34 protein-coding genes are annotated in these 22,363 nt (G+C 67.0%); 31 read left to right on the forward strand and 3 right to left on the reverse strand.

All coding sequences use genetic code 11. The features are described from left to right. Position 1 precedes the first annotated feature (1 nt). From HCR12_RS01485 to HCR12_RS01495, 3 genes are read right to left on the reverse strand one after another with little or no spacing between them, the layout of a single operon-like run. On the reverse strand, positions 2-751 hold the full coding sequence (locus HCR12_RS01485; protein ID WP_166868766.1) for a hypothetical protein: 750 nt from the start codon (positions 749-751) through the stop codon (positions 2-4). Then, complete coding sequence (locus HCR12_RS01490; protein WP_166868768.1) at positions 735-1,880, reverse strand: Dyp-type peroxidase; 1,146 nt, start codon at positions 1,878-1,880, stop codon at positions 735-737. The genes HCR12_RS01485 and HCR12_RS01490 overlap by 17 nt, the downstream gene beginning before the upstream one ends. Continuing rightward, the gene (locus tag HCR12_RS01495) at positions 1,877-3,175 is read right to left on the reverse strand and encodes a right-handed parallel beta-helix repeat-containing protein (RefSeq protein WP_166868770.1); all 1,299 of its coding nucleotides are present in this window, start codon (positions 3,173-3,175) and stop codon (positions 1,877-1,879) included. Before HCR12_RS01495 ends, HCR12_RS01490 begins: the two co-directional genes overlap by 4 nt. A 290-nt stretch (positions 3,176-3,465) precedes the next feature. Here HCR12_RS01495 and HCR12_RS01500 point away from each other — a divergent pair, with 290 nt between their 5' ends. The 31 genes from HCR12_RS01500 to HCR12_RS01650 all read left to right on the forward strand — a co-directional run bounded on the left by HCR12_RS01500 (position 3,466) and on the right by HCR12_RS01650 (position 22,363). Next, positions 3,466-5,055, forward strand: a complete 1,590-nt coding sequence (locus HCR12_RS01500; RefSeq protein WP_166868772.1) for a SpaH/EbpB family LPXTG-anchored major pilin — start codon at positions 3,466-3,468, stop codon at positions 5,053-5,055. A 61-nt stretch (positions 5,056-5,116) separates the two neighbouring features. Continuing rightward, positions 5,117-6,073, forward strand: coding sequence for a class C sortase (locus HCR12_RS01505; RefSeq protein ID WP_304610835.1), 957 nt, complete (start codon positions 5,117-5,119; stop codon positions 6,071-6,073). 326 nt (positions 6,074-6,399) lie between these two features. Next, a complete protein-coding gene (gene rpsJ, locus HCR12_RS01510) occupies positions 6,400-6,708 on the forward strand; it encodes a 30S ribosomal protein S10 (protein WP_141145294.1) in 309 nt (102 codons plus the stop codon). A 32-nt stretch (positions 6,709-6,740) separates the two neighbouring features. Then, complete coding sequence (rplC, locus tag HCR12_RS01515) at positions 6,741-7,391, forward strand: 50S ribosomal protein L3 (protein WP_166868774.1); 651 nt, start codon at positions 6,741-6,743, stop codon at positions 7,389-7,391. Between the two features lie 2 nt (positions 7,392-7,393). After that, positions 7,394-8,044 carry a 50S ribosomal protein L4 gene (gene rplD / locus HCR12_RS01520; RefSeq protein ID WP_166868775.1) on the forward strand — a complete coding sequence of 217 codons (651 nt, stop codon included), beginning with the start codon at positions 7,394-7,396 and terminating at the stop codon, positions 8,042-8,044. After that, positions 8,041-8,340 carry a 50S ribosomal protein L23 gene (rplW, locus tag HCR12_RS01525; protein WP_166868778.1) on the forward strand — a complete coding sequence of 100 codons (300 nt, stop codon included), beginning with the start codon at positions 8,041-8,043 and terminating at the stop codon, positions 8,338-8,340. The genes rplD and rplW overlap by 4 nt, the downstream gene beginning before the upstream one ends. 17 nt (positions 8,341-8,357) lie before the next feature. Beyond that, the gene (gene rplB, locus HCR12_RS01530) at positions 8,358-9,197 is read left to right on the forward strand and encodes a 50S ribosomal protein L2 (protein ID WP_166868780.1); all 840 of its coding nucleotides are present in this window, start codon (positions 8,358-8,360) and stop codon (positions 9,195-9,197) included. A 12-nt stretch (positions 9,198-9,209) separates the two neighbouring features. Continuing rightward, positions 9,210-9,491, forward strand: coding sequence for a 30S ribosomal protein S19 (gene rpsS / locus HCR12_RS01535; protein ID WP_120761907.1), 282 nt, complete (start codon positions 9,210-9,212; stop codon positions 9,489-9,491). A gap of 21 nt (positions 9,492-9,512) precedes the next feature. Then, the gene (gene rplV / locus HCR12_RS01540) at positions 9,513-9,908 is read left to right on the forward strand and encodes a 50S ribosomal protein L22 (RefSeq protein ID WP_166868782.1); all 396 of its coding nucleotides are present in this window, start codon (positions 9,513-9,515) and stop codon (positions 9,906-9,908) included. Next, positions 9,908-10,654: a 30S ribosomal protein S3 gene (rpsC, locus tag HCR12_RS01545; protein WP_166868784.1), complete on the forward strand. Its 747-nt coding sequence runs from the start codon at positions 9,908-9,910 to the stop codon at positions 10,652-10,654. Before rplV ends, rpsC begins: the two co-directional genes overlap by 1 nt. A gap of 2 nt (positions 10,655-10,656) precedes the next feature. Then, entirely contained in the window at positions 10,657-11,076 is a 420-nt protein-coding gene (gene rplP / locus HCR12_RS01550; RefSeq protein WP_166868787.1) for a 50S ribosomal protein L16, read from the forward strand. Continuing rightward, positions 11,076-11,399 carry a 50S ribosomal protein L29 gene (rpmC, locus tag HCR12_RS01555; protein WP_166868791.1) on the forward strand — a complete coding sequence of 108 codons (324 nt, stop codon included), beginning with the start codon at positions 11,076-11,078 and terminating at the stop codon, positions 11,397-11,399. The genes rplP and rpmC overlap by 1 nt, the downstream gene beginning before the upstream one ends. Continuing rightward, positions 11,399-11,713 (forward strand): 30S ribosomal protein S17, encoded by a 315-nt coding sequence (rpsQ, locus tag HCR12_RS01560; RefSeq protein ID WP_166868793.1) that lies wholly within the window; start codon positions 11,399-11,401, stop codon positions 11,711-11,713. The genes rpmC and rpsQ overlap by 1 nt, the downstream gene beginning before the upstream one ends. Before the next feature lie 3 nt (positions 11,714-11,716). Continuing rightward, positions 11,717-12,088: a 50S ribosomal protein L14 gene (gene rplN, locus HCR12_RS01565; RefSeq protein ID WP_166868795.1), complete on the forward strand. Its 372-nt coding sequence runs from the start codon at positions 11,717-11,719 to the stop codon at positions 12,086-12,088. Between the two features lie 3 nt (positions 12,089-12,091). Continuing rightward, positions 12,092-12,451: a 50S ribosomal protein L24 gene (gene rplX / locus HCR12_RS01570; protein ID WP_166868798.1), complete on the forward strand. Its 360-nt coding sequence runs from the start codon at positions 12,092-12,094 to the stop codon at positions 12,449-12,451. Beyond that, positions 12,451-13,029, forward strand: a complete 579-nt coding sequence (gene rplE, locus HCR12_RS01575) for a 50S ribosomal protein L5 (RefSeq protein WP_166868801.1) — start codon at positions 12,451-12,453, stop codon at positions 13,027-13,029. The genes rplX and rplE overlap by 1 nt, the downstream gene beginning before the upstream one ends. An 89-nt stretch (positions 13,030-13,118) precedes the next feature. Next, entirely contained in the window at positions 13,119-13,517 is a 399-nt protein-coding gene (gene rpsH / locus HCR12_RS01580) for a 30S ribosomal protein S8 (protein ID WP_166868804.1), read from the forward strand. Between the two features lie 5 nt (positions 13,518-13,522). Continuing rightward, positions 13,523-14,059, forward strand: coding sequence for a 50S ribosomal protein L6 (gene rplF, locus HCR12_RS01585; RefSeq protein ID WP_166868805.1), 537 nt, complete (start codon positions 13,523-13,525; stop codon positions 14,057-14,059). Between the two features lie 2 nt (positions 14,060-14,061). After that, positions 14,062-14,421, forward strand: a complete 360-nt coding sequence (gene rplR, locus HCR12_RS01590) for a 50S ribosomal protein L18 (RefSeq protein ID WP_166868806.1) — start codon at positions 14,062-14,064, stop codon at positions 14,419-14,421. Then, positions 14,418-15,131: a 30S ribosomal protein S5 gene (gene rpsE, locus HCR12_RS01595; protein ID WP_166868807.1), complete on the forward strand. Its 714-nt coding sequence runs from the start codon at positions 14,418-14,420 to the stop codon at positions 15,129-15,131. The genes rplR and rpsE overlap by 4 nt, the downstream gene beginning before the upstream one ends. Continuing rightward, positions 15,131-15,316, forward strand: a complete 186-nt coding sequence (rpmD, locus tag HCR12_RS01600; RefSeq protein WP_166868808.1) for a 50S ribosomal protein L30 — start codon at positions 15,131-15,133, stop codon at positions 15,314-15,316. Before rpsE ends, rpmD begins: the two co-directional genes overlap by 1 nt. Then, on the forward strand, positions 15,316-16,047 hold the full coding sequence (rplO, locus tag HCR12_RS01605; RefSeq protein ID WP_166868809.1) for a 50S ribosomal protein L15: 732 nt from the start codon (positions 15,316-15,318) through the stop codon (positions 16,045-16,047). The genes rpmD and rplO overlap by 1 nt, the downstream gene beginning before the upstream one ends. Before the next feature lie 87 nt (positions 16,048-16,134). Beyond that, on the forward strand, positions 16,135-17,463 hold the full coding sequence (secY, locus tag HCR12_RS01610) for a preprotein translocase subunit SecY (protein WP_166868810.1): 1,329 nt from the start codon (positions 16,135-16,137) through the stop codon (positions 17,461-17,463). Continuing rightward, on the forward strand, positions 17,460-18,053 hold the full coding sequence (locus HCR12_RS01615; protein WP_166868811.1) for an adenylate kinase: 594 nt from the start codon (positions 17,460-17,462) through the stop codon (positions 18,051-18,053). The genes secY and HCR12_RS01615 overlap by 4 nt, the downstream gene beginning before the upstream one ends. Before the next feature lie 167 nt (positions 18,054-18,220). Continuing rightward, positions 18,221-18,442 carry a translation initiation factor IF-1 gene (infA, locus tag HCR12_RS01620; RefSeq protein ID WP_100365313.1) on the forward strand — a complete coding sequence of 74 codons (222 nt, stop codon included), beginning with the start codon at positions 18,221-18,223 and terminating at the stop codon, positions 18,440-18,442. A 53-nt stretch (positions 18,443-18,495) separates the two neighbouring features. Next, positions 18,496-18,612, forward strand: a complete 117-nt coding sequence (gene rpmJ / locus HCR12_RS01625; protein ID WP_071644008.1) for a 50S ribosomal protein L36 — start codon at positions 18,496-18,498, stop codon at positions 18,610-18,612. Positions 18,613-18,759: 147 nt separating this feature from the next. Next, complete coding sequence (gene rpsM / locus HCR12_RS01630; protein WP_166868812.1) at positions 18,760-19,140, forward strand: 30S ribosomal protein S13; 381 nt, start codon at positions 18,760-18,762, stop codon at positions 19,138-19,140. Continuing rightward, entirely contained in the window at positions 19,140-19,538 is a 399-nt protein-coding gene (rpsK, locus tag HCR12_RS01635; protein ID WP_166868813.1) for a 30S ribosomal protein S11, read from the forward strand. The genes rpsM and rpsK overlap by 1 nt, the downstream gene beginning before the upstream one ends. A 142-nt stretch (positions 19,539-19,680) precedes the next feature. Next, positions 19,681-20,670, forward strand: coding sequence for a DNA-directed RNA polymerase subunit alpha (locus HCR12_RS01640; RefSeq protein ID WP_166868815.1), 990 nt, complete (start codon positions 19,681-19,683; stop codon positions 20,668-20,670). Between the two features lie 44 nt (positions 20,671-20,714). Beyond that, a complete protein-coding gene (gene rplQ / locus HCR12_RS01645) occupies positions 20,715-21,251 on the forward strand; it encodes a 50S ribosomal protein L17 (RefSeq protein ID WP_166868817.1) in 537 nt (178 codons plus the stop codon). A 95-nt stretch (positions 21,252-21,346) separates the two neighbouring features. Then, entirely contained in the window at positions 21,347-22,363 is a 1,017-nt protein-coding gene (locus tag HCR12_RS01650; RefSeq protein WP_166868819.1) for a GNAT family N-acetyltransferase, read from the forward strand.

The raw sequence follows: 22,363 nt of genomic DNA on the forward strand, positions 1-22,363 counted from the left end.
GTCAGCTCCCGGGCAGCTCGAGCTGCGGGATCTCTGCGGATGGGTCGAGCGCGATCCGCGCCCATTCGCCGGAGATGCGCAGCTCGGCCTGCCGCAGGCGTCCATCCGCTCCGACCCACAGCCGCAGGGGCGAGGTGTCCGCCGACACGGTCGTTCCGGCGGCGATGGGCTCGTCGCTCGGCGGGGCCGCGAAGACCGTCACCGGCTCGCCGCCGACCTCGTCGTCGCGCAGCCAGAGCGCGCCCGACTGCTGCAGGAGCAGGGGATTGTCGGGGCGATCGGCGCCAAGACCGAGCAGCACGGTGAGCATCCGGTCGAGGTCCGACGCGGCGGCGTCGAGGGCACGGCTCTGCCACGCGAGGTCGTCGAGGGCGGGGATGGGCAGCACAGGCAGGCCCTCGCCATCCGGCTCGCTCGCCCGGATGCCCACGGTGTCGCCCGTCCAGAGCATCGCCTGCGCGGGGAAGTCGCCGGTGACGGCCGCATAGCCGACATGCGCGGCGTGATCGACCCATCCCGTGAGGGTGAGCGCCGAACCGTCGACGGGCAGCTGCGTCGAGAAGCGCACGCCGCCCTGGTCGAAGTTGAGGAACCGCGTGGTCGCGAGCAGCTCGGCCTCCTGGCTGCTCACGGGGCGTGCCGTGGCGACAGGCTGCGCTGGCACGTCCACCGTGCAGGCCGTCAGCGCGAGCACGAGCGCCGCGCCAGCGATGCGGAGTGCCGAGCGCGAGACCTCAGAAGAGCGTGCCACCGAGGGGCCTTTCGGCTGTCGCGCCCGGCAGGATCGCGAACGCACCGGATGCGGAGGGCGTCACGAATCGCATGAGCGCGTCAGTCTCGTCGAGGCGCAGCTGCGTGCGCACGAAGGTCCGGATGTCGTTCTGGAACGACACGAACAGGTGCCCCTGGTCGGAGTCGGCGAGGTACCCGTAGCTGCGGCGCAGCATCAGCCCGCTCCCGGTGAACGATGGATGCGCGGCACGCGCATGGGCATCCGAGGGCACCATGAGCCGTCCGTCGGGTGCCTTCGCGCCGAGGTCGATGTCGTCGTCGCGCAGTCCACCGGAGAGCGGTGCGCCGCTCGACTGCTCGCGACCGATCACGGCGTCGCGAGCCTCGGGTGCGAGGCGGCGGAATGCGTCGGCGTCGACGCGCAGCCGGCGGAGGACGGCGATGCTGCCGCCCGCGAGCGGGCCCTCGGAGATCCAGACGCTCGCATCCACCTCGGCGCCGCGCGGCCCGACGATGCCGTCGTGGTACCCGAGCGTGTTTCGCGCGACTCCGTCGACGGGCGCACTCCGGAACCCGTGTTCGCGCCAGCGCACCCGCGGCTCATCGACGACGTCGAGGAGCGCGGCGAGCGCGGCGTCGAGCACGCTCGGGTCGGAGCTGCCGATGCTCAGCAGCACGTCGCCGCCGCGGCGCTCCTCGGCGATGCCGTCATCCCCGGCGAACGTGGGCAGATCGACGAGCGCGGCGAGCTCGGGGTGGGCCGTCGCACCGAGGGCATCGGAACCCAGCCCCACGGTCACCGTCAGGTCGCCGGGGCCGTCAGGCGTCACATCGGGGAGCCCGTTCGGGGACGCCGTGAGCCGCTCGATGCGCACGCCGACTTCCTTGAGCGTCTGCTGCAGTCGTGTGCGGTCGACGTCGAGCACGGCGACGAGGCTGTGGCGCTGAGGGAGTTCCGGGCGGTCGATGCCCGCTTGGTGCAGGCCGTGAGCTGAGACCGCGCTTGCGCCGTCAACGCCAACGGCGGGGGTATGAGCGAGGCGCTGCACGGCGAAGGTGCCGGCAGCCGCCACCCCGGCGACGCCCGCACCGGTGAGGAGCGCTCGCCGGGTGAGTGCGGCGCCCGCGGCGCGCGTCTCCTCGCTCACCGCGCACCCGCCCGATCAGCGAGCAGCGAGGCATCCGGCAGCGGAACGGCAGCGAGGTCGGGCATCGACACCGCCGTGGGGAGTTTCGGGTACGAAGGAGCGCGGACGAGCTGCGGCTGGTCGCGGGGGGCTGCGACCTTCAGGAAGCTGACGCCTCGGGGCACCTCGAGCAGGGTGAGGGCATCGGCGGTCGGCTGCGCCGCGCCGTCATCGGCGCATGAGCCCAGCGCGGACGCGAGGTCGGTCGGAAGGGTGGAGACGACGTCGGCCCAGCAGTTCCCGACAGCGGGGGAGCGCACCGCCGACAGGTTCGCAAGCTGCACGGCACTCTCGCTGGCATTTCCGACGAAGCGGTTGCCCCGGGCGGCGAGGTCCTCGGTGTGGCGGAGGATCACATCCGCCTGCGGGTTGCCGGCGAGCCGGTTGCGCTCGACGAGGTTGTCCTGGCCGCCCGCGATCCCGATCCCCGTCGCGAAACCGCCTTCCGCGTGCGCGGGCGCATCGGAGGCCGTGTTGTCGGCGATGAGGTTGCCGACGATCGTGTTGCCGCGCTGGGGGGCGAACGCCTCCTGGTAGCTCGACAGGAGCGTCATGCCGATGCGGTTGCCGGAGAAGCGGTTGCGTGTCAGCACGACGGAATCGCTCGCGTTGGCGTTCTCGAACCCGACGGCGTTGCGTTCGGCGACGTTGCCGGTCACGAGGATGTCGCACTGCTCGCACTGGCCCACGTAGATGCCGCTGTCGGCGGATCCGGAGGCGTACGAGTCGCGGATGACACCGTGCTGGGAGTTGAACGCGTAGATCCCGTAGAGGCCGTTGTTGTGTGCGGTGACGTGATCGACGAGGAACCGCTGCAGTGGGGGGAATGCGGTGGGGTCCCACGCGTCATAGCTGTCGGAGCCGCGTGCGGCGGGGCCCGATTCGTCGTGCAGGCCGGTGATCAGCACCCCGTAGAAGGTCGCGCGGCGTGCAGTGAGGTTCTCGATCCGCACCCCGTCGGCGGTCGCGACGATGCCATACGGGCGGATGCCGCCCCCGTCGATGATGGTCGCATTGCGGTCCTCGCCGCGGATGGTGACGTCGGCTTTGTCGACGAGCAGCTGCTCCTCGTAGACGCCGGGGGAGATGATGACGATCCCGCCCGGGCGCACGAGCTCCATCGCTCCCTGCAGGGTCGATGCGTCGGCGGGCACGCGCACCTCATCGAGGAGCTGCGGCGCGGCCGGACCGCACGCGCTGAGGCTGCCGACCGCGACGACGGCCGCGAGCGCAGCGGAGACGATGTGACGGGACACCGGCTAAGTGTACGAGCGCGGGCACGCGGGAGAACGTGGAACCGCGCGTCTGCGACCCCAAAGGGGGGCAGAATTCGGATTTCCCTCATCTCTAGACTCGGCTCGTTGAGCTGACGGCTCCGTCCGCCGGTCTTACCCGCCGGAGCTCACCGCACCACCACAACCCGAATTCTGGAGACGCGTCGTGAACGCGGATCCGCCACACCCGTGACTCGTGCGCTCTCGCGTGCGCTCTCTTCAGGATCCGGTCGGCGATGGCCGGCGAACCCGAATCGAAGAGAAAGATGGACATGACCATCACCCGACGCGCGCGCACGCGTGCCACCACCACCGTCGGAGCAGCGGCGCTCGCCGCACTCCTCCTCGGCGCCCTCGTCGCCCCCGCCTCCGCAGCGCCGATCGGTGGAGTCGGCCTGATCGACCCGGCCAAGAATGGCGAGAGCTCGCTCCTCATCACCAAGTACGCCACGCACGACGACCAGTCCGGGCTGCCTGCCACCGGAGCGCAGTCGAACGTGCCGGGCACCACGATCGAGGGCGTGCAATTCAGCATCTCGCCTGTCCTCGATGAGGACGCCCGCGCCCCCCTCGACCTGCTCGATGACGAAGGGTGGGCCGCCGCCGCGGACATCACGACCGCGTGGAGCGCGAGCGCCCCCCTCGTATTCGCCGGTGACTACGTTCTCGGCGCCGCAATGACCGGCACCACGGACGGCGTTGGTGAGCTGAGCTTCGGCGATCTCGACTTCGGCCTCTACCTCGTGCAGGAGCTCTCGCCGTATGCCGCCGGGGTCACGGGCCCGGCACTGCCGTTCCTGGTCACGCTCCCCTATCCGACCGTCGACCTCACCGGCAACACCAACGAGTGGCTCTACGAGGTCTTCGCCTACCCCAAGAACTCGGTCGTCGATGTGACGAAGACCGTCGTCGGCGACGACGCGGCGTTCTCCACCCAGGCGAGCTACGTCGCCTGGAGCATCGTCGCCGACGTGCCGCTGCTGGCACAGGGCCAGGAGCTCGATGAGTTCCGGCTCGTCGACACCGTCGACCCGGCGAAGCTGGCGTTCACGACGGTCGGCACCCCGCATGGCGTCGCGGGTGTCTCGGAGTACTCGGTGCAGGTCTTCGCGGCGGAGGGCTCGACGCCGCTCGCGCTCGACACGGACCACTACACCCTCGTGGCGAACCACACGACGGGCACCCTCGCCCTCACCTTCCTCGCTGACGGCCTCGACTTCCTTCAGGACGAGGCACTGGGCGGCCGCGTCGAACTCGTCGTCCCGACGCGTGTGCTCACGGCAGGATCGGTCGCGCTCGACAACGAGGTCACGCTCTACGCCAACGAGGCCGAGCTCTCCGCTGACGCGTCACAGCCCTTCGGAGCGCTCACGATCTTCAAGTACGCCTCCACCACGGGAGCCGTCGCGCCTGCCACAGCTCTCGCGGGTGCAGAATTCGCGCTCTATCACGACGCCGATGGCGACGGAGTCCTCGACGCCGATGACGATGAGATCGTCGAGATCGCGGGCCTCACGCGGGCCGACTGGACGACTCCGTCGGACGGGCGGTTCACGGTGGCTGGCATCAAGCCCGGCGACTACCTCCTCGTCGAGGTGCAGGCGCCAGCCGGATACCGCCCGATTGACGCACCCATCGCGGTGACGGTCGCCGCGGGAACCACGACGGCCGCAGCCGGCTCGACGACCGCCGCGGTCAACTACGTGCCCGTCGCGAACTCGCAGTACGCAGCGTGGGAGCTTCCCTTCACGGGTGGCAACGGCGTGCTGACGTTCACGCTCATCGGTGCCGGCCTCATGGCTCTCGCGCTCGGTCTGGCCTTGATCGGCCGCCGCCGTCGCGCGGAGCGCGCCGCGGCCTGATCGGCGGACGACACAGGGCGGGGGCGGTTTCGGCTGCCCCCGCCTTCGTCTTCCTCCTCCTATGGACGAAACCACCCACCCCACCGGCCGCCGACGCGCTCCCCGAGCTCGATGGCGCATGCCGTGGTTCGCGCTCGCGACAGCAGTCGTGTTCGTGCTCGGCACGCTCGTGCTCCTGGCGCCGACGATCTCGAACTGGCTGACGCAGCTCGAGCAGGCGTCGCGCATCGACGACGTCACCGAGGCGAGTGTGAGCCTCAGCGAGCAGGCGCGGCTCGACGCGATCCGCGATGCGAAGCTCTACAACACGACGCTCATCGGCGGGGCGGTCGTCGCAGCGAATGAGCGGCTCCCTCTCGCGGCGGACGACCCGACGATCGGCGCGCTCGAGTACGCGGATCTCCTGCGCGCATCCGACGACGGACTCATCGGGCGCGTCAAGATCTCCGTGATCGGCGTCGACCAGCCGATCTACCACGGCACCTCGGACGCCGTGCTGGAGATCGGCGTCGGTCACCTCGAGGGCACCTCGCTCCCGGTGGGCGGCGTCGGCACCCGCACGGTGCTCACCGCACATCGAGGCCTCGCCACCTCCGAGCTCTTCACCAACCTCGATCGCATCGAGATCGGCGACACCTTCACCCTCGAGGTGTTCGGCGACGTGCTCACCTATCAGGTGGTGACGACGGAGGTCGTCGACCCGAGCGACTCGCGCGCTCTCTATCCGTCTGCGGATCGTGACCTCGCGACGCTCGTCACCTGCACGCCGCTCGGCATCAACAGCCACCGCATCCTCGTCACGGGGGAGCGGGTGCTGCCCACTCCCTCCGCCGACCTCGCGCGGGCGGGCGAAGGTCCGCAGATCCCCGGATTCCCGTGGTGGATCCTCATCCTCGGATGTCTCGTGATCGCCGCCGGCATCTACGTGTGGCTGGCGGGTTTCCCGCCGCGCCAGCGTCGCCGGACGCGTGCCGACGAGCCCTCGGAAGCTCCGCAGATCGGCCTCGAAACCCGTTGAACAGGCGACGCGCCGAGCGCGACACGCCCGGGTTGCAGCAAATGCGCCCCTGTGGCAGACTTACATGGTTCAACACGTCACCTATGTGACTCACTGTCTTGGCAGTGCACAGCCCCTGGTCCACGGATCGGAAGCGGCTGGGCCGCAGGCAGCAGAACACACAAAGCTTCAATCGAGTCCCGACTCGCTCCGGGGAAACGTCTGTGCTGTGCACAGGCGCCATCCAGGGCGGGCAGGTGATTGACAGAAGAATAGCGGTGCGCATCACGAGGTGCGCGGAGGTGCGGGCCAACGGGTTCGCACGGGAACAAGGAAGAGAGCTGACCATGGCGGGACAGAAGATCCGCATCCGGCTGAAGTCGTACGACCACGCCGGACTCGATGCATCGGCGCGCAAGATCGTCGACACCGTGACCCGTGCGGGCGCGACCGTCGTCGGACCTGTGCCCCTCCCCACGGAGAAGAACGTGGTCGTCGTGATCCGTTCCCCCCACAAGTACAAGGACAGCCGCGAGCACTTCGAGAAGCGCACCCACAAGCGCCTCATCGACATCGTCGACCCGACGCCGAAGGCCGTCGACTCGCTCATGCGTCTCGACCTGCCCGCCGACGTCAACATCGAGATCAAGCTCTGACCGAGCTGAACCCGGAAGCCAAAAGGAAACCCATGTCTGCAGTGAAGACGACCAAGGGTCTGCTGGGCACCAAGCTCGGTATGACCCAGGTCTGGGACGAGAACAACAAGCTCGTGCCCGTGACCGTGGTCCAGATCACCCCCAACGTCGTGACCCAGGTGCGCACCACCGAGAAGGACGGCTACGAGGCCATCCAGATCGCGTACGGCGCCATCGACCCGCGCAAGGTCAACAAGCCCTCCGCCGGACACTTCGACAAGGCCGGCGTGACCCCGCGTCGCCACCTCACCGAGATCCGCACCGCTGACGCTGCCGAGTACACGCTCGGTCAGGAGCTCGCGGTCGACATCTTCGAGGCCGGCCAGTTCGTCGACGTCGTCGGCACGAGCAAGGGCAAGGGCTTCGCCGGTGTCATGAAGCGTCACAACTTCAAGGGTGTCTCCGCCTCGCACGGTGCGCACCGCAACCACCGCAAGCCCGGCTCCATCGGCGCCTCCTCGACCCCCAGCCGTGTCTTCAAGGGCATGCGCATGGCCGGTCGCATGGGTGGCGAGCGTGTCACCGTTCAGAACCTCAAGGTTCACGCGGTCGACCTCGAGAAGGGCCTCATCCTGGTCAAGGGCGCCGTTCCCGGTGCTCGCGGCCGCCTCGTCTTCGTCCGCAACGCCGTGAAGGGTGCCTGATCATGGCCGCTAACACTCTCGACGTCGTCGACGCGAAGGGCAAGAAGGCCGGAACGGTCGAGCTTCCCGCCGCCATCTTCGACGTGCAGACCAACGTCCCCCTCATCCACCAGGTCGTGACCGCCCAGCTCGCCGCCGCGCGCCAGGGCACCCACTCGACCAAGAACCGTGGTGAGGTCTCCGGAGCCGGTCGCAAGCCGTTCAAGCAGAAGGGAACCGGTCGCGCTCGTCAGGGCTCCGTCCGCGCCCCCGAGCACACCGGTGGTGGCGTCGTCCACGGACCGACGCCGCGCGACTACTCGCAGCGCACCCCCAAGAAGATGATCGCCGCCGCGCTCCTCGGACTCCTGTCCGACCGCGCCCGTGGCGAGCGTCTCCACGTGATCGAGTCCTTCGGCACCGACAAGCCCTCCACCAAGGGTGCTATCGAGCTGCTCGCCTCGGTCGCCGCGAGCAAGAACGTGCTGGTCGTCCTCGACCGTGCCGACGAGAACGGCGCCCTGAGCGTCCGCAACCTCGACAACGTGCACGTCATCTACGCTGACCAGCTCAACGCGTACGACGTCGTCGTCTCCGACGATGTCGTCTTCACCAAGGCCGCCTTCGACGCGTTCGTCGCCTCGAAGTCGAACAACGAGGAGGCTGCCAAGTGAGCGGCTACAACAAGGACCCCCGCGACATCATCATCGCGCCGGTCGTGAGCGAGAAGAGCTACGGGCTCATCGACGAGGGCAAGTACACCTTCATCGTCGACCCGCGCTCGAACAAGATCGAGATCAAGCTGGCCGTGGAGAAGATCTTCGGCGTCAAGGTCGCCTCGGTCAACACCATCAACCGAGTTGGCAAGACCCGCCGCACCCGCTTCGGCATGGGCAAGCGCAAGGACACCAAGCGCGCCATCGTCACGCTCAAGTCCGGCTCGATCGACATCTTCACGGCTGTCGGCTAAGGACCAGGAAGAGAATCATGGCTATTCGCAAGTACAAGCCGACGACCCCGGGTCGTCGTGGCTCGTCGGTCGCCGACTTCGCGGAGATCACGCGCTCGACCCCCGAGAAGTCGCTGCTCCGTCCGCTGCACAAGACCGGTGGTCGCAACAACACCGGCCGCATCACGACCCGTCACATCGGTGGTGGCCACAAGCGCCAGTACCGCGTCATCGACTTCCGTCGCAATGACAAGGACGGCGTGAACGCCAAGGTCGCTCACATCGAGTACGACCCCAACCGCACGGCGCGCATCGCCCTCCTCCACTTCGTGGACGGCACCAAGCGCTACATCCTGGCTCCGAACAAGCTCAACCAGGGCGACGTCGTCGAGTCGGGTGCGGGCGCGGACATCAAGCCCGGCAACAACCTGCCGCTCAAGAACATCCCCGTGGGTACGGTCATCCACGCGATCGAGCTCAAGCCCGGTGGGGGAGCCAAGCTCGCCCGCTCGGCCGGCGCCTCGGTGCGTCTCGTCGCCAAGGACGGCCCCTACGCCCAGCTGCGTCTCCCCTCGGGCGAGATCCGCAACGTCGACCTGCGCTGCCGCGCGACGATCGGCGAGGTCGGCAACGCCGAGCAGTCGAACATCAACTGGGGTAAGGCCGGCCGCAAGCGCTGGAAGGGCGTCCGCCCGACCGTCCGCGGTGTCGCGATGAACCCGATCGACCACCCGCACGGTGGTGGTGAGGGCAAGACCTCCGGTGGTCGCCACCCGGTCAGCCCCTGGGGTCAGCCTGAGGGACGCACCCGTCGTCCCAACAAGGAAAGCGACAAGCTCATCGTCCGTCGTCGCACCGTCGGCAAGAAGCGCAAGTAGAGGTAGAGAAGAATGCCGCGCAGTCTCAAGAAGGGACCCTTCGTCGACGAGCACCTGTTCCGCAAGGTTCAGACTCAGAACGAGGCGGGCTCCAAGAACGTCATCAAGACGTGGTCTCGTCGTTCGATGATCGTCCCCGCCATGCTGGGCCACACGATCGCCGTTCACGACGGCCGCAAGCACATCCCCGTCTTCGTGACGGAGACCATGGTCGGTCACAAGCTGGGCGAGTTCGCGCCCACGCGCACCTTCCGTGGACACGAGAAGGACGACAAGAAGGGTCGTCGCCGCTAAGGCGACTGAGGAGGAAGAGAAATGGTGGAGTCGATCGCCCGCGTGCGACACATCCGCGTGACGCCTCAGAAGGCCCGTCGCGTCGTGAACCTCATTCGTGGAAAGCAGGCCCAGGAGGCCCTCGCGATCCTGAAGTTCGCGCCGCAGGGTGCGAGCGAGCCCGTCTACAAGCTCGTGGCGTCCGCAATCGCGAACGCCCGTGTGAAGGCGGACGCGTCCAACAGCTACCTCGACGAGGCCGACCTGGTGGTCGCCAAGGCCTTCGTCGACGAGGGCACCACGCTCAAGCGGTTCCAGCCGCGTGCCCAGGGCCGCGCATTCCGCATCAACAAGCGCACCAGCCACATCACCGTCGTGCTCGCCACGCCGGATGAGCTCGCTGCCGGTGGCGCCGCTGCGAAGAAGGCAGGTAAGTAATGGGCCAGAAGGTCAACCCGTACGGCTTCCGTCTGGGAATCACCACCGACCACACGTCGCGTTGGTTCTCCGACTCGACCAAGCCGGGCCAGCGCTACGCCGACTACGTGGCCGAGGACGTCAAGATCCGCAACCTCCTGACGAAGAACCTCGACCGCGCCGGCGTCGCCAAGATCGAGATCGAGCGCACCCGTGACCGTGTCCGCGTGGACATCCACACGGCTCGCCCCGGTATCGTCATCGGCCGCCGCGGAGCAGAGGCCGAGCGCATCCGCTCGGACCTCGAGAAGCTCACCGGCAAGCAGATCCAGCTCAACATCCTCGAGGTCAAGAACCCCGAGGCTGAGGCCCAGCTCGTCGCTCAGGGCATCGCGGAGCAGCTCAGCGCCCGTGTCGCGTTCCGTCGCGCCATGCGCAAGGGCCTCCAGGGTGCGCAGCGCGCCGGTGCCAAGGGTGTCCGCATCCAGGTGTCCGGCCGTCTCGGCGGCGCCGAGATGAGCCGCTCGGAGTTCTACCGTGAGGGCCGTGTGCCGCTGCACACGCTCCGCGCGAACATCGACTACGGCTTCTACGAGGCCAAGACCACCTTCGGCCGCATCGGCGTGAAGGTCTGGATCTACAAGGGCGACATCACCAACAAGGAACTCGCTCGCGAGCAGGCGGCTCAGAAGTCGTCGCGCCCCGAGCGTCGTGACGGCGCACGCCGCGGCCCCCGTGCCGAGGCTGCAGCAGGAGTCGAGGCGTAATCATGCTCATTCCCCGTAAGGTCAAGCACCGCAAGCAGCACCACCCGGGTCGTTCCGGGCAGGCCACCGGCGGCACCAAGGTCACGTTCGGCGAGTGGGGCATTCAGGCCCTCACCCCCGCCTACGTCACCAACCGTCAGATCGAGTCCGCTCGTATCGCGATGACCCGTCACATCAAGCGTGGTGGAAAGGTGTGGATCAACATCTACCCCGACCGTCCGCTGACCAAGAAGCCGGCCGAAACCCGCATGGGTTCCGGTAAGGGTTCGCCCGAGTGGTGGGTCGCCAACGTCAAGCCCGGCCGTGTCCTCTTCGAGGTCGCCGGCGTCAGCGAGGAGCTCGCCCGTGGCGCGCTCACGCGGGCCATTCACAAGCTGCCTCTCAAGGCACGCATCATCAAGCGCGAGGAGGGCGACGCGTAATGGCTGTCGGATCCAAGGAGCTCGCCTCGGCAGAGCTCGACACGTTCGAGAACGACCGCCTGGTCGACGAGCTGAAGAAGGCCAAGGAGGAGCTGTTCAACCTGCGCTTCCAGGGTGCCACCGGTCAGCTCGAGAGCCACGGCCGCATCCGTGCCGTGAAGCGCGACATCGCGCGCATCTACACCGTCATCCGCGAGCGTGAGCTCGGCATCCGCGCCACCCCGGCGCCCGTCGAGGTCCCCGCGAAGGCGGCGAAGAAGTCCACCAAGAAGTCCGAGGCCGTTGAGGCCGAGACTGCGACCGCTGAGGAGGCGAACAAGTAATGGCCGACACCAAGAAGGCCGCTGGACACGAGTCCGCCGCCCACGACGTCAAGGACGAGAACGCGCGCGGATACCGCAAGGTGCGCCGCGGATACGTGACCAGCGACAAGATGGACAAGACCATCGTCGTCGAGGTCCAGGACCGCGTGAAGCACCCGCTCTACGGCAAGGTCATCCGCCGTAGCTCGAAGATCAAGGCTCACGACGAGAACAACACCGCCGGAATCGGCGACCTCGTCACGATCACGGAGACTCGCCCGCTGAGCGCCACTAAGCGCTGGCGCCTGGTCGAGATCAACGAGAAGGCGAAGTAAGCCATGCTGCAGCAGGAATCCCGCGTCAAGGTCGCCGACAACACCGGTGCCAAGGAGCTGCTCACCATCCGCGTGCTCGGCGGCTCCGGCCGTCGCTACGCCGGCCTCGGTGACGTCATCGTCGCGACCGTCAAGGACGCGATCCCCGGTGGCAACGTGAAGAAGGGCGACGTCGTCAAGGCGGTCATCGTCCGCACCAAGAAGGAGACGCGCCGTGCCGACGGCTCGTACATCAAGTTCGACGAGAACGCTGCCGTGATCCTGAAGAACACCGACGGAGACCCCCGTGGGACCCGTATCTTCGGACCGGTCGGCCGTGAGCTTCGTGACAAGAAGTTCATGAAGATCATCTCGCTGGCCCCGGAGGTCATTTAACTCATGGCAAACATCAAGAAGGGCGACCTCGTCCAGGTCATCAGCGGAGCCTCTGAGGCTCGCGGTGGCGACAAGGGCAAGCAGGGTCGCGTCATCGAGGTGCTCGTGGAGAAGAACCGCGTGATCGTGGAGGGTGTCAACTTCGTCACCAAGCACGTTCGCGTCGGCCAGACTCAGCGCGGCACCAAGACGGGCGGCATCGAGACCCACGAGGCCCCGATCCACATCTCGAATGTGGCGCTCGTCGACCCGAAGACCAAGAAGCCGACCCGTGTTGGATTCCGCGAGGAGACCATCGAGAAGGACGGCGTCAAGAAGACCGTTCGCGTTCGCTACGCGAAGAAGTCCGGAGAGAAGTTCTGATGGCCACCGAAACTGCCGCGCAGGCTGGCAAGATCCAGCCGCGCCTCAAGCAGAAGTACCGCGCCGAGATCACCAAGGCCCTGACCGAGGAGTTCGGCTACGCGAACCCCATGCAGGTCCCGGGTCTCGTGAAGATCGTGGTCAACACGGGTGTCGGCGAGGCAGCTCGCGACTCCAAGGTGATCGATGGGGCCGTCAAGGACCTCGTCGCCATCACCGGCCAGAAGCCGCAGGTCACGCTCGCCCGCAAGTCCATCGCGCAGTTCAAGCTGCGTGAGGGAATGCCCATCGGCGCCCACGTCACCCTCCGCGGTGACCGTGCCTGGGAGTTCATGGACCGTCTCGTGACGCTCGCACTTCCCCGCATCCGCGACTTCCGCGGTCTGTCGCCGAAGCAGTTCGACGGCAACGGCAACTACACGTTCGGTGTTCAGGAGCAGTCGATCTTCCACGAGATCGACCAGGACAAGATCGACCGCGTCCGCGGCTTCGACATCACCGTCGTCACCACCGCGAAGACGGACGACGAGGGCCGCGCTCTGCTGCGTGCACTCGGCTTCCCCTTCAAGGCGGAATAATAGAGATTTCGCATCCGCGAAAGAATCAACCAGGTCTGTACTCGGTGTACCGGGTGCGGAAACCGATTGAGCATTAAGGAAACCCATTCATGACGATGACAGATCCGGTCGCAGACATGCTGACCAGACTGCGCAACGCGAACCGTGCGTACCACGACTCGGTCTCGCTCCCGAGCAGCAAGCTCAAGACCCACATCGCCGAGATCCTCAAGCGCGAGGGCTACATCTCGGAGTGGAAGGTCGAGGACGCCCGTGTCGGACAGACGCTGACGATCGACCTCAAGTACGGCCCCAACCGCGAGCGTTCGATCGCGGGCATCAAGCGCGTTTCGAAGCCGGGTCTGCGTGTCTACGCACGCTCGACCGAGATCCCCACCGTTCTCGGTGGCCTCGGCGTGGCCATCCTGTCCACCTCCTCGGGTCTTCTGACCGACCGTGAGGCGAACAAGAAGGGCGTCGGCGGGGAAGTCCTCGCCTACGTGTGGTGATCTAGATGTCTCGTATCGGTCGCCTTCCCATCGATGTTCCCGCCGGCGTGACCGTTTCGGTCAACGGCCAGGACGTCACCGTCAAGGGCCCCAAGGGTGAGCTCACGCTCACCGTCAAGAACCCCATCGAGGTCAAGGTCGAGGACGGCCAGGTTCTGGTCACTCGTCCCGACGACGAGCGCGAGTCGCGTTCGCTGCACGGCCTCACCCGCACCCTCATCGCCAACGACATCATCGGTGTGACCGAGGGCTACTCCAAGAGCCTCGAGGTCGTCGGAACCGGTTACCGCGTCACGGCCAAGGGCGCTGGAGTCGAGTTCGCACTCGGCTTCTCGCACCCGGTCAACGTCGAGCCGCCCGCCGGAATCTCGTTCGAGGTCGAGGGCAACAACAAGCTTCACATCCGCGGCATCTCCAAGCAGGCCGTCGGTGAGGTGGCTGCCAACATCCGCAAGATCCGCAAGCCTGAGCCCTACAAGGGCAAGGGTGTGCGGTACGCCGGTGAGGTCGTTCGCCGCAAGGCCGGAAAGGCTGGTAAGTGATCATGGCTGGCATCAGCAAGTCTGCACAGCGCAACCGTCGCCACGCGCGTCTGCGCAAGCGCATCGCCGGGACCGCGGAGCGTCCGCGTCTCGTCGTCACCCGTTCGGCTCGTCACGTCTTCGTGCAGGTCGTGGACGACGCGAAGGGTCACACCGTCGCGTCCGCCTCGACTCTCGAAGCGGATCTGCGCTCGTTCGACGGTGACAAGACCGCCAAGGCCCGCAAGGTCGGCGAGCTCGTCGCCGAGCGTGCCAAGAAGGCCGGCGTCGAGTCGGTCGTGTTCGACCGTGGCGGCAACAAGTACGCCGGACGCGTCGCGGCGATCGCCGATGGCGCCCGCGAGGGAGGGCTCGAGCTGTGAGCGACGCTACTCAGAACAAGGAGCAGGACGTGCAGTCCGAGGAGATCACCGAGGGTCAGGTCGTCGAGACCGCCGCGGGCACCCAGCAGGCTCAGGAGCCTCGCGAGGCCCGTCGTGGCGGCCGCGATCGCGGCCAGCGCAACGACCGCTCGCGCGGTGGTGACCGCGCCGAGAGCCAGTTCCTCGAGCGCGTCGTGACCATCAACCGCGTGTCGAAGGTCGTCAAGGGCGGCCGTCGCTTCAGCTTCACGGCGCTCGTCGTCGTGGGCGATGGCAACGGCATGGTCGGCGTCGGCTACGGCAAGGCCCGTGAGGTCCCGCTCGCCATCTCGAAGGGCGTCGAGGAGGCGAAGAAGAACTTCTTCCGCGTCCCTCGTGTCCGCGCGACCATCCCCCACCCCGTCCAGGGTGAGGCCGCTGCCGGTGTGGTGCTCCTGCGCCCCGCCGCCGCCGGTACCGGTGTTATCGCCGGTGGTCCCGTCCGCGCCGTGCTCGAGTGCGCCGGCATCCACGACGTGCTCTCGAAGTCCCTCGGGTCCTCGAACACGATCAACATCGTCCACGCCACTGTTGCGGCCCTCAAGCAGCTCGAAGAGCCTCGCGCCGTCGCAGCTCGCCGCGGCCTCGCTTTCGAAGCCGTCGCCCCGGAGCGCCTCGTGCGCGCCGAGGAAGAGGCCCGTGTGGCCGCTACCGCGAAGGTTGGTGCCTGATGGCCGCGCGTCTCAAGGTGACCCAGATCAAGTCCGTTATCAGCGAGAAGCAGAACCAGCGCGACACCCTGCGCAGCCTGGGCCTCAAGCGCATCGGCGATGTCGTCGTGCGTGAGGACACCCCGGTCAACCGTGGGTACGTCCGTACGGTTGCTCACCTCGTGAAGGTCGAGGAGATTGACTAATGGCTGACGAGAAGAAGCCGGCCGAGAAGAAGGCCGCTGCTCCGAAGGCCGCCGCCGACAAGGCGACGACTGAGAAGAAGGCTCCGGCCAAGGCCGCTGCCCCCAAGGCCGCTGCTGAGAAGGCTCCCGCCAAGAAGGCTGCTGCTGAGAAGCCCGCCGCCGAGAAGAAGGCCCCCGCGAAGGTTGCTGCCCCCAAGGCCGCCGCCGCCGCGAAGGCCGACGACTCGGTCGCGGAGAAGCCCGCTGCCAAGAAGGCTCCCGCGAAGAAGGCGGAGGCCGCTCCGGCCGCTCGCCCGCAGGTGCTCAAGGCCCACCACCTCCGCCCCGCTGAGGGTGCGAAGAAGGCCAAGACCCGCGTGGGTCGTGGTGAGGGCTCGAAGGGTAAGACCGCTGGCCGCGGAACCAAGGGAACCAAGGCCCGCTACCAGGTCCGCGTGGGCCTCGAGGGCGGCAACCTCAACTCCATCATGCGTGCTCCGAAGCTGCGCGGGTTCAAGAACCCGTTCCGCGTCGAGTACCAGGTCGTCAACCTCGACCGTCTCTCCGAGCTCTACCCCTCGGGCGGGGACGTCACCATCAGCGATCTCGTCGCGAAGGGTGCCGTTCGCAAGAACGAGAAGGTCAAGGTTCTCGGAACCGGCGAGATTACGGTTAAGCTGAACGTCGCAGTCGACAAGGTCTCGAGCTCCGCGGAGCAGAAGATCGTCGCTGCCGGCGGCTCCGTCAAGTAGCCATCGTGGAGGTGGCCCCGCAAGGGGCCACCTCCTCGCCGCACCAACCCGCGTGCGGCAACGCTTCAAAATCTCTCGGGAGGCGTCGTGTTCAGTGCCGTCGCGCGGATCTTCCGCACGCCGGACCTCCGCCGCAAGATCGCGTTCACGCTGGGCATCATCGCCCTGTTCCGGCTCGGGTCGTTCGTACCCGCGCCGTTCGTCGATTTCGGCAACGTCCAGCTGTGTCTTGCAGGTAATGCGGGTGCATCGGGTCTTCTCGACCTGGTCAACCTCTTCAGCGGCGGCGCTCTGCTCCAGCTGTCGATCTTCGCGCTCGGCATCATGCCGTACATCACGGCGTCGATCATCGTCCAGCTGCTGCGCGTCGTCATCCCGCACTTCGACACCCTCTACAAGGAGGGCCAGTCGGGTCAGGCGAAGCTGACGCAGTACACGCGCTACCTGACCATCGCCCTCGCGGTGCTGCAGTCGACGACGCTCATCACCGTCGCACGCTCGGGTGCCCTCTTCGGCAGCTCGACCGTCGCCGAGTGCTCGCAGCTCATCGTCTCGAGCGGCAACACCTGGTACGGCATCCTGCTCATGGTCATCACCATGACGGCCGGTACCGGCGTCATCATGTGGATGGGCGAGCTCATCACCGAGCGCGGCATCGGCAACGGCATGTCGCTCCTCATCTTCACCTCGATCGTGGCGACCTTCCCCGGTTCGCTCGGCTCCATCTGGGAGCAGCGCGGCATCGACACCTTCCTGCTCGTGCTGGCTGTCGGCATCGTGATCATGTTCCTCGTGATCTTCGTCGAGCAATCCCAGCGGCGGATCCCGGTGCAGTACGCGAAGCGCATGGTCGGGCGTCGTACCTACGGCGGCAACAACACGTACATCCCGATCAAGGTCAACATGGCGGGCGTCGTGCCTGTCATCTTCGCCTCGTCGCTGCTGTACCTGCCGGCGCTCATCGCGCAGTTCAACCAGCCGGCGCCCGGTGAGGCGCCCCAGGGCTGGGTCCAGTGGATCCAGAACTACCTGACGCAGGGCGACAACGCGCTCTACATGACGATCTACTTCCTGCTGATCGTCGGCTTCACGTACTTCTACGTCGCCATCACGTTCAACCCGGACGAGGTCGCAGACAACATGAAGAAGTACGGCGGCTTCATCCCCGGCATCCGCGCCGGTCGTCCCACGGCCGAGTACCTGGATTACGTGCTGACGCGCGTCACGCTCCCGGGCTCGATCTACCTCGGCATCGTGGCCCTCATCCCGCTGATCGCTCTGGCTCTCGTCGGTGCGAACCAGAACTTCCCGTTCGGCGGCACCTCGATCCTCATCATGGTCGGCGTCGGACTCGAGACGGTCAAGCAGATCGACTCGCAACTCCAGCAGCGTCACTATGAAGGACTCATCCGTTGAGCGCACGTCTCCTCATCGTCGGACCCCCCGGGGCGGGCAAGGGGACGCAGGCGGCTCGCATCGCCGAGCGTCTGCAGATCCCCACCATCTCCACGGGTGACATCTTCCGCGCGAACATCAAGAACGAGACCGAGCTCGGCCTGCGGGTGAAGGCGATCGTCGACAACGGCGACTACGTGCCCGACTCGCTCACCAATGAGCTGATCACCGATCGTCTCGCTGAGGACGACGCGGCGAACGGCTTCCTGCTCGACGGCTACCCCCGTACACCGGACCAGGTTCGCTACCTCGAGGAGCTTCTCTCCTCGAAGGGGCAGAAGCTGGATGCGGTTCTGCAGCTCGTCGCCGACGAGGATGAGATCGTCGAGCGTCTGCGCAAGCGCGCGGGCGAGCAGGGTCGCGCCGATGACACCGAGGAGGCGATCCGCCACCGCCAGGAGGTGTACAAGCGCGAGACCGCGCCTGTGCTCGACATCCTCGGTGCGCAGGGTCTGCTGATCGAGGTCGACGGTCTCGGCAGCGTCGATGAGGTCACCCAGCGCATCTGGGTCGGCCTCGCCGAGAAGGGACTGCTTCCGCAGTCCGTCTGAGAATTCTGGGCGTGTCGTCTTGACGAACCGCTCAGAACCAGGGTTGCGCCTGGCGCGATTGAAGTTAATCGGCTAGGCTCGATCCTTGGTGCTTTGTTCCCTTGGGCCATTTGCACTGAAGTCAATCAACCGCATGACCACGAGTCACTGAGCGCAAACAACGAGGCATGGCCAAAAAAGACGGCGTCATCGAAATCGAGGGTTCTGTCCTCGAAGCACTTCCGAACGCGATGTTCCGCGTGGAGTTGAGCAATGGACACAAGGTTCTCGCCCACATCTCGGGCAAGATGCGTCAGCACTACATCCGCATCCTTCCCGAGGACCGCGTGATCGTAGAGCTGAGCCCCTACGACCTGACCCGCGGCCGGATCGTCTACCGCTACAAGTGATCCGCGGAAAGTAACGGCCTGGAGACAGGTACGAGGACAGCGAGAAAGAGATCATGAAGGTCAACCCCAGCGTCAAGCCCATCTGCGACCACTGCCGCGTCATCCGACGCCACGGCCGCGTGATGGTCATCTGCAAGAGCAACCCGCGCCACAAGCAGCGCCAGGGCTGAGCAGTCCGCCCCGGCGGAACGCAACAACTCAACATCACACCAGCACCATCAGATCCTCCTGTTCGCGGGAGGGGACACCCCGGGTCGGAGGCCCGGGCACCGATGGTGCACCACACCTCCGAATGACTCCAGAAGGAGAACGCCCGCATGGCACGTATCGCCGGCGTCGACATCCCGCGCGACAAGCGCGTGGAGGTCGCTCTGACGTACATCTACGGCGTGGGACGCACTCGTGCGCTCGCGACGCTCAAGGAAACCGGAATCTCCGGTGACATCCGCGTGAAGGATCTGACCGACGACCAGCTCGTCGCCCTTCGCGACTTCATCGAAGGAAGCTTCAAGGTGGAGGGTGACCTCCGCCGCGAGGTCCAGGCCGACATCCGCCGCAAGGTCGAGATCGGATCTTACGAGGGCCTCCGTCACCGTCGTGGCCTGCCCGTCCGCGGTCAGCGCACCAAGACCAACGCACGCACTCGCAAGGGCCCGAAGCGCACCGTCGCCGGCAAGAAGAAGGCAGGTAAGAAGTAATGGCTGCTCCCAAGGCCGGCGCTCGCAAGGCGCGTCGCAAGGACAAGAAGAACATCGCGCTGGGCCAGGCCCACATCAAGTCGACGTTCAACAACACGATCGTGTCGATCACCGACCCGTCGGGTGCCGTCATCAGCTGGGCGTCCTCGGGCGCCGTCGGCTTCAAGGGCTCGCGCAAGTCGACCCCCTACGCCGCACAGCTCGCCGCCGAGTCGGCCGCGCGCCAGGCGCAGGAGCACGGCATGAAGAAGGTCGACGTCTTCGTCAAGGGTCCGGGTTCGGGACGTGAGACCGCGATCCGCTCGCTCCAGGCCGCTGGCCTCGAGGTCGGCACCATCAACGATGTGACGCCCCAGGCTCACAACGGCTGCCGTCCGCCGAAGCGCCGCCGCGTCTGACCGACGTCGGATGGTCGGATCCTCCGGGGTCCGGCCATCCCGTCGCACGGCGACTGCATAACTTCACAACACGGCGGCCCAGCCACCCGCCGCAACTGTCGTGGGCGTCATATGGCGGACGCCCTCGCCGAAAGGAAACCACGTGCTCATCGCACAGCGTCCCACTCTCTCCGAGGAGAACATCTCGGAGTTCCGCTCCGCGTTCGTGATCGAGCCCCTCGAGCCCGGCTTCGGCTACACGCTCGGCAACTCGCTCCGTCGCACGCTGCTGTCGTCCATCCCGGGCGCGGCTGTCACGAGCATCCGCCTCGACGGCATCCAGCACGAGTTCGACACCATCCCCGGTGTCAAGGAGGACGTCGTCGAGATCGTCCTCAACATCAAGAACCTCGTGGTCTCGAGCGAGCACGACGAGCCCATCACGGCCTACCTGCGCAAGCAGGGCGCTGGCCAGGTGACGGCTGCTGACATCTCGGCTCCCGCGGGCGTGGAGATCCACAACCCGGACCTCGTCATCGCAACGCTCAACGAGAAGGCGAAGTTCGACCTCGAGCTCACCATCGAGCGTGGCCGCGGCTACGTCTCGGCGACCCAGAACCGCAGCGAGTTCAGCGAAGCCGGCCAGATCCCGATCGACTCGATCTACTCGCCCGTGCTCAAGGTCACCTACCGCGTCGAGGCGACTCGTGCCGGTGAGCGCACCGACTTCGACCGCCTCGTGGTCGACGTCGAGACCAAGCCCGCGATCTCGCCGCGCGACGCGCTCGCGTCGGCTGGACGCACCCTTGTCGAGCTCTTCGGCCTCGCCCGCGAGCTCAACACGGCCGCGGAGGGCATCGAGATCGGACCCGCTCCGGTCGACGCCGTGCTCTCGAACGAGCTGTCGATGCCCATCGAGGACCTCGACCTCTCGGTGCGCAGCTACAACTGCCTCAAGCGCGAGGGCATCAACACCGTCAGCGAGCTCGTCGCCCTCTCGGAGACGCAGCTCATGAACATCCGCAACTTCGGTCAGAAGTCCGTGGACGAGGTCAAGGACAAGCTCGTCGAGCTCGGCCTCTCGCTCAAGGACAGCGTGCCCGGTTTTGACGGGGCTCACTTCTACGGCGGATACGACGACGAAACCGTCTGAGTGCCTGTCTCACTGACTGAATCACACCTGGAGAACGACTAGAAATGCCTAAGCCCAACAAGGGTCCCCGCCTCGGAGGCGGACCGGCGCACGAGCGCCTCATGCTCGCCAACCTCGCCGCGCAGCTGTTCACCCACAAGAGCATCACGACCACCGAGACGAAGGCCAAGCGCCTGCGTCCCGTGGCTGAGCGCTACATCACGTTCGCGAAGCGCGGCGACCTGCACTCGCGCCGTCGCGTGCTCGCCAGCATCTCGGACAAGTCCGTCGTGCACGAGCTCTTCGCCGAGATCGCGCCGCAGATGGCCGAGCGTCAGGGCGGCTACACCCGCATCACGAAGATCGGCAACCGCAAGGGCGACAACGCGCCCATGGCGGTCATCGAGCTCGTCCTCGAGCCGGTCGTGAAGAAGCCCGCGTCGTCGAAGAAGTCGGCTGCGCGCGTCGAGACCCCGAAGGCCGCTCCGGCCGAGGAGACCGTCGCCCCGGAGACCGAGGCTCCCGCGGAGGAGGTCGTCGAGGAGACGGCTGCCGCCGACGAGGTCGCTGTGGAGTCGGAAGACACCGCAGAGGACAAGTAAGTCCCCTTCTCTGGCAGGCCCGCCGGGTCGTGCGCACACGTTGCGCGCGGACCGGCGGGCCTTCGCCATATCCGGGCCTCGCATAGGGTGCTGGAATGCAGAAGCCTCTCCGCGAACGCATCGACGTCGATCCGACGCACCGGCTTCCCGCAGGCCCCGGACCGGTCCGCTGGCGTCGTGCCACCCCGGAGGACGCCGAACAGCTTGCCGAGCTGGCGGGCGCGATCGCTGCCGCTGATCATCCCGAGTGGGCGGAGACCGCGGAGGAGCTCGCCGAGGAGCTCGCGCACTCGTGGATGGACCTGGACGCCGACAGTGTGATCGGCGACGTCGAGGGCGAGCTCGTGGCATACGGTCTGCAAGTCGCACCACCGGATCCGGAGACGGTGGTCCGCTCGATCGCGATGGGCGGTGTCCGGCCATCCGCTCGAGGAACGGGTATCGGGCGCGAGCTGCTCGACTGGCACCGCCTCCGCGCGCGACAGCAGCTGGCGAGCTCCGAGCTGGCGCTCCCGGGCTGGCACATGCTCTACGTCGAGGAGGCGAACGCGAGCGGCATCGCCCTCGCGACGCGCGCGGGACTGCCTCTCGTGCGCTGGTTCACGAACATGACCCGCGACCTCGCCGACGAGATCCCTGACGTCCCGCTCCCGGAGGGACTGCGTCTCGCGACCCCGACACAGGACGACGTGGGGCGCATCCGGGACGCGCGCAATGAGGCATTCCGCGATCACTGGGGCAGCCAGCCGAGCTCCGAAGAGGGCTGGGCATCGTTCACCGGGAGCAGCGTGCTGCGGCTCGACCTCTCGGCGATCGCCCTCGATGGAGACCGCGTCGCGGGTCTCGTGCTGAGCCAGGTGAATCCCGCCGACTTCGCACTGCAGGGTTACGAAGGCGGCTACCTCCCGCTCGTGGGCGTCGTGCGCGACTGGCGTCGCCGGGGCGTCGCGCCCGCACTCCTCGCGGAGGTCATGCGGCGGCACCGCGCCGAGGGCTACGTGCAGGTGGGACTCGATGTCGACAGCGAGAGCCCGACCGGGGCGCTCGGGCTCTACACGGGCATGGGCTTCCGCGCCGTCTCGCGCAGCCTGGCCTTCGTCGAGGAGCTCTGA

The sequence above is a fragment of the Salinibacterium sp. ZJ70 genome (assembly GCF_011751865.2).
GTDB lineage: Bacteria > Actinomycetota > Actinomycetes > Actinomycetales > Microbacteriaceae > Homoserinibacter.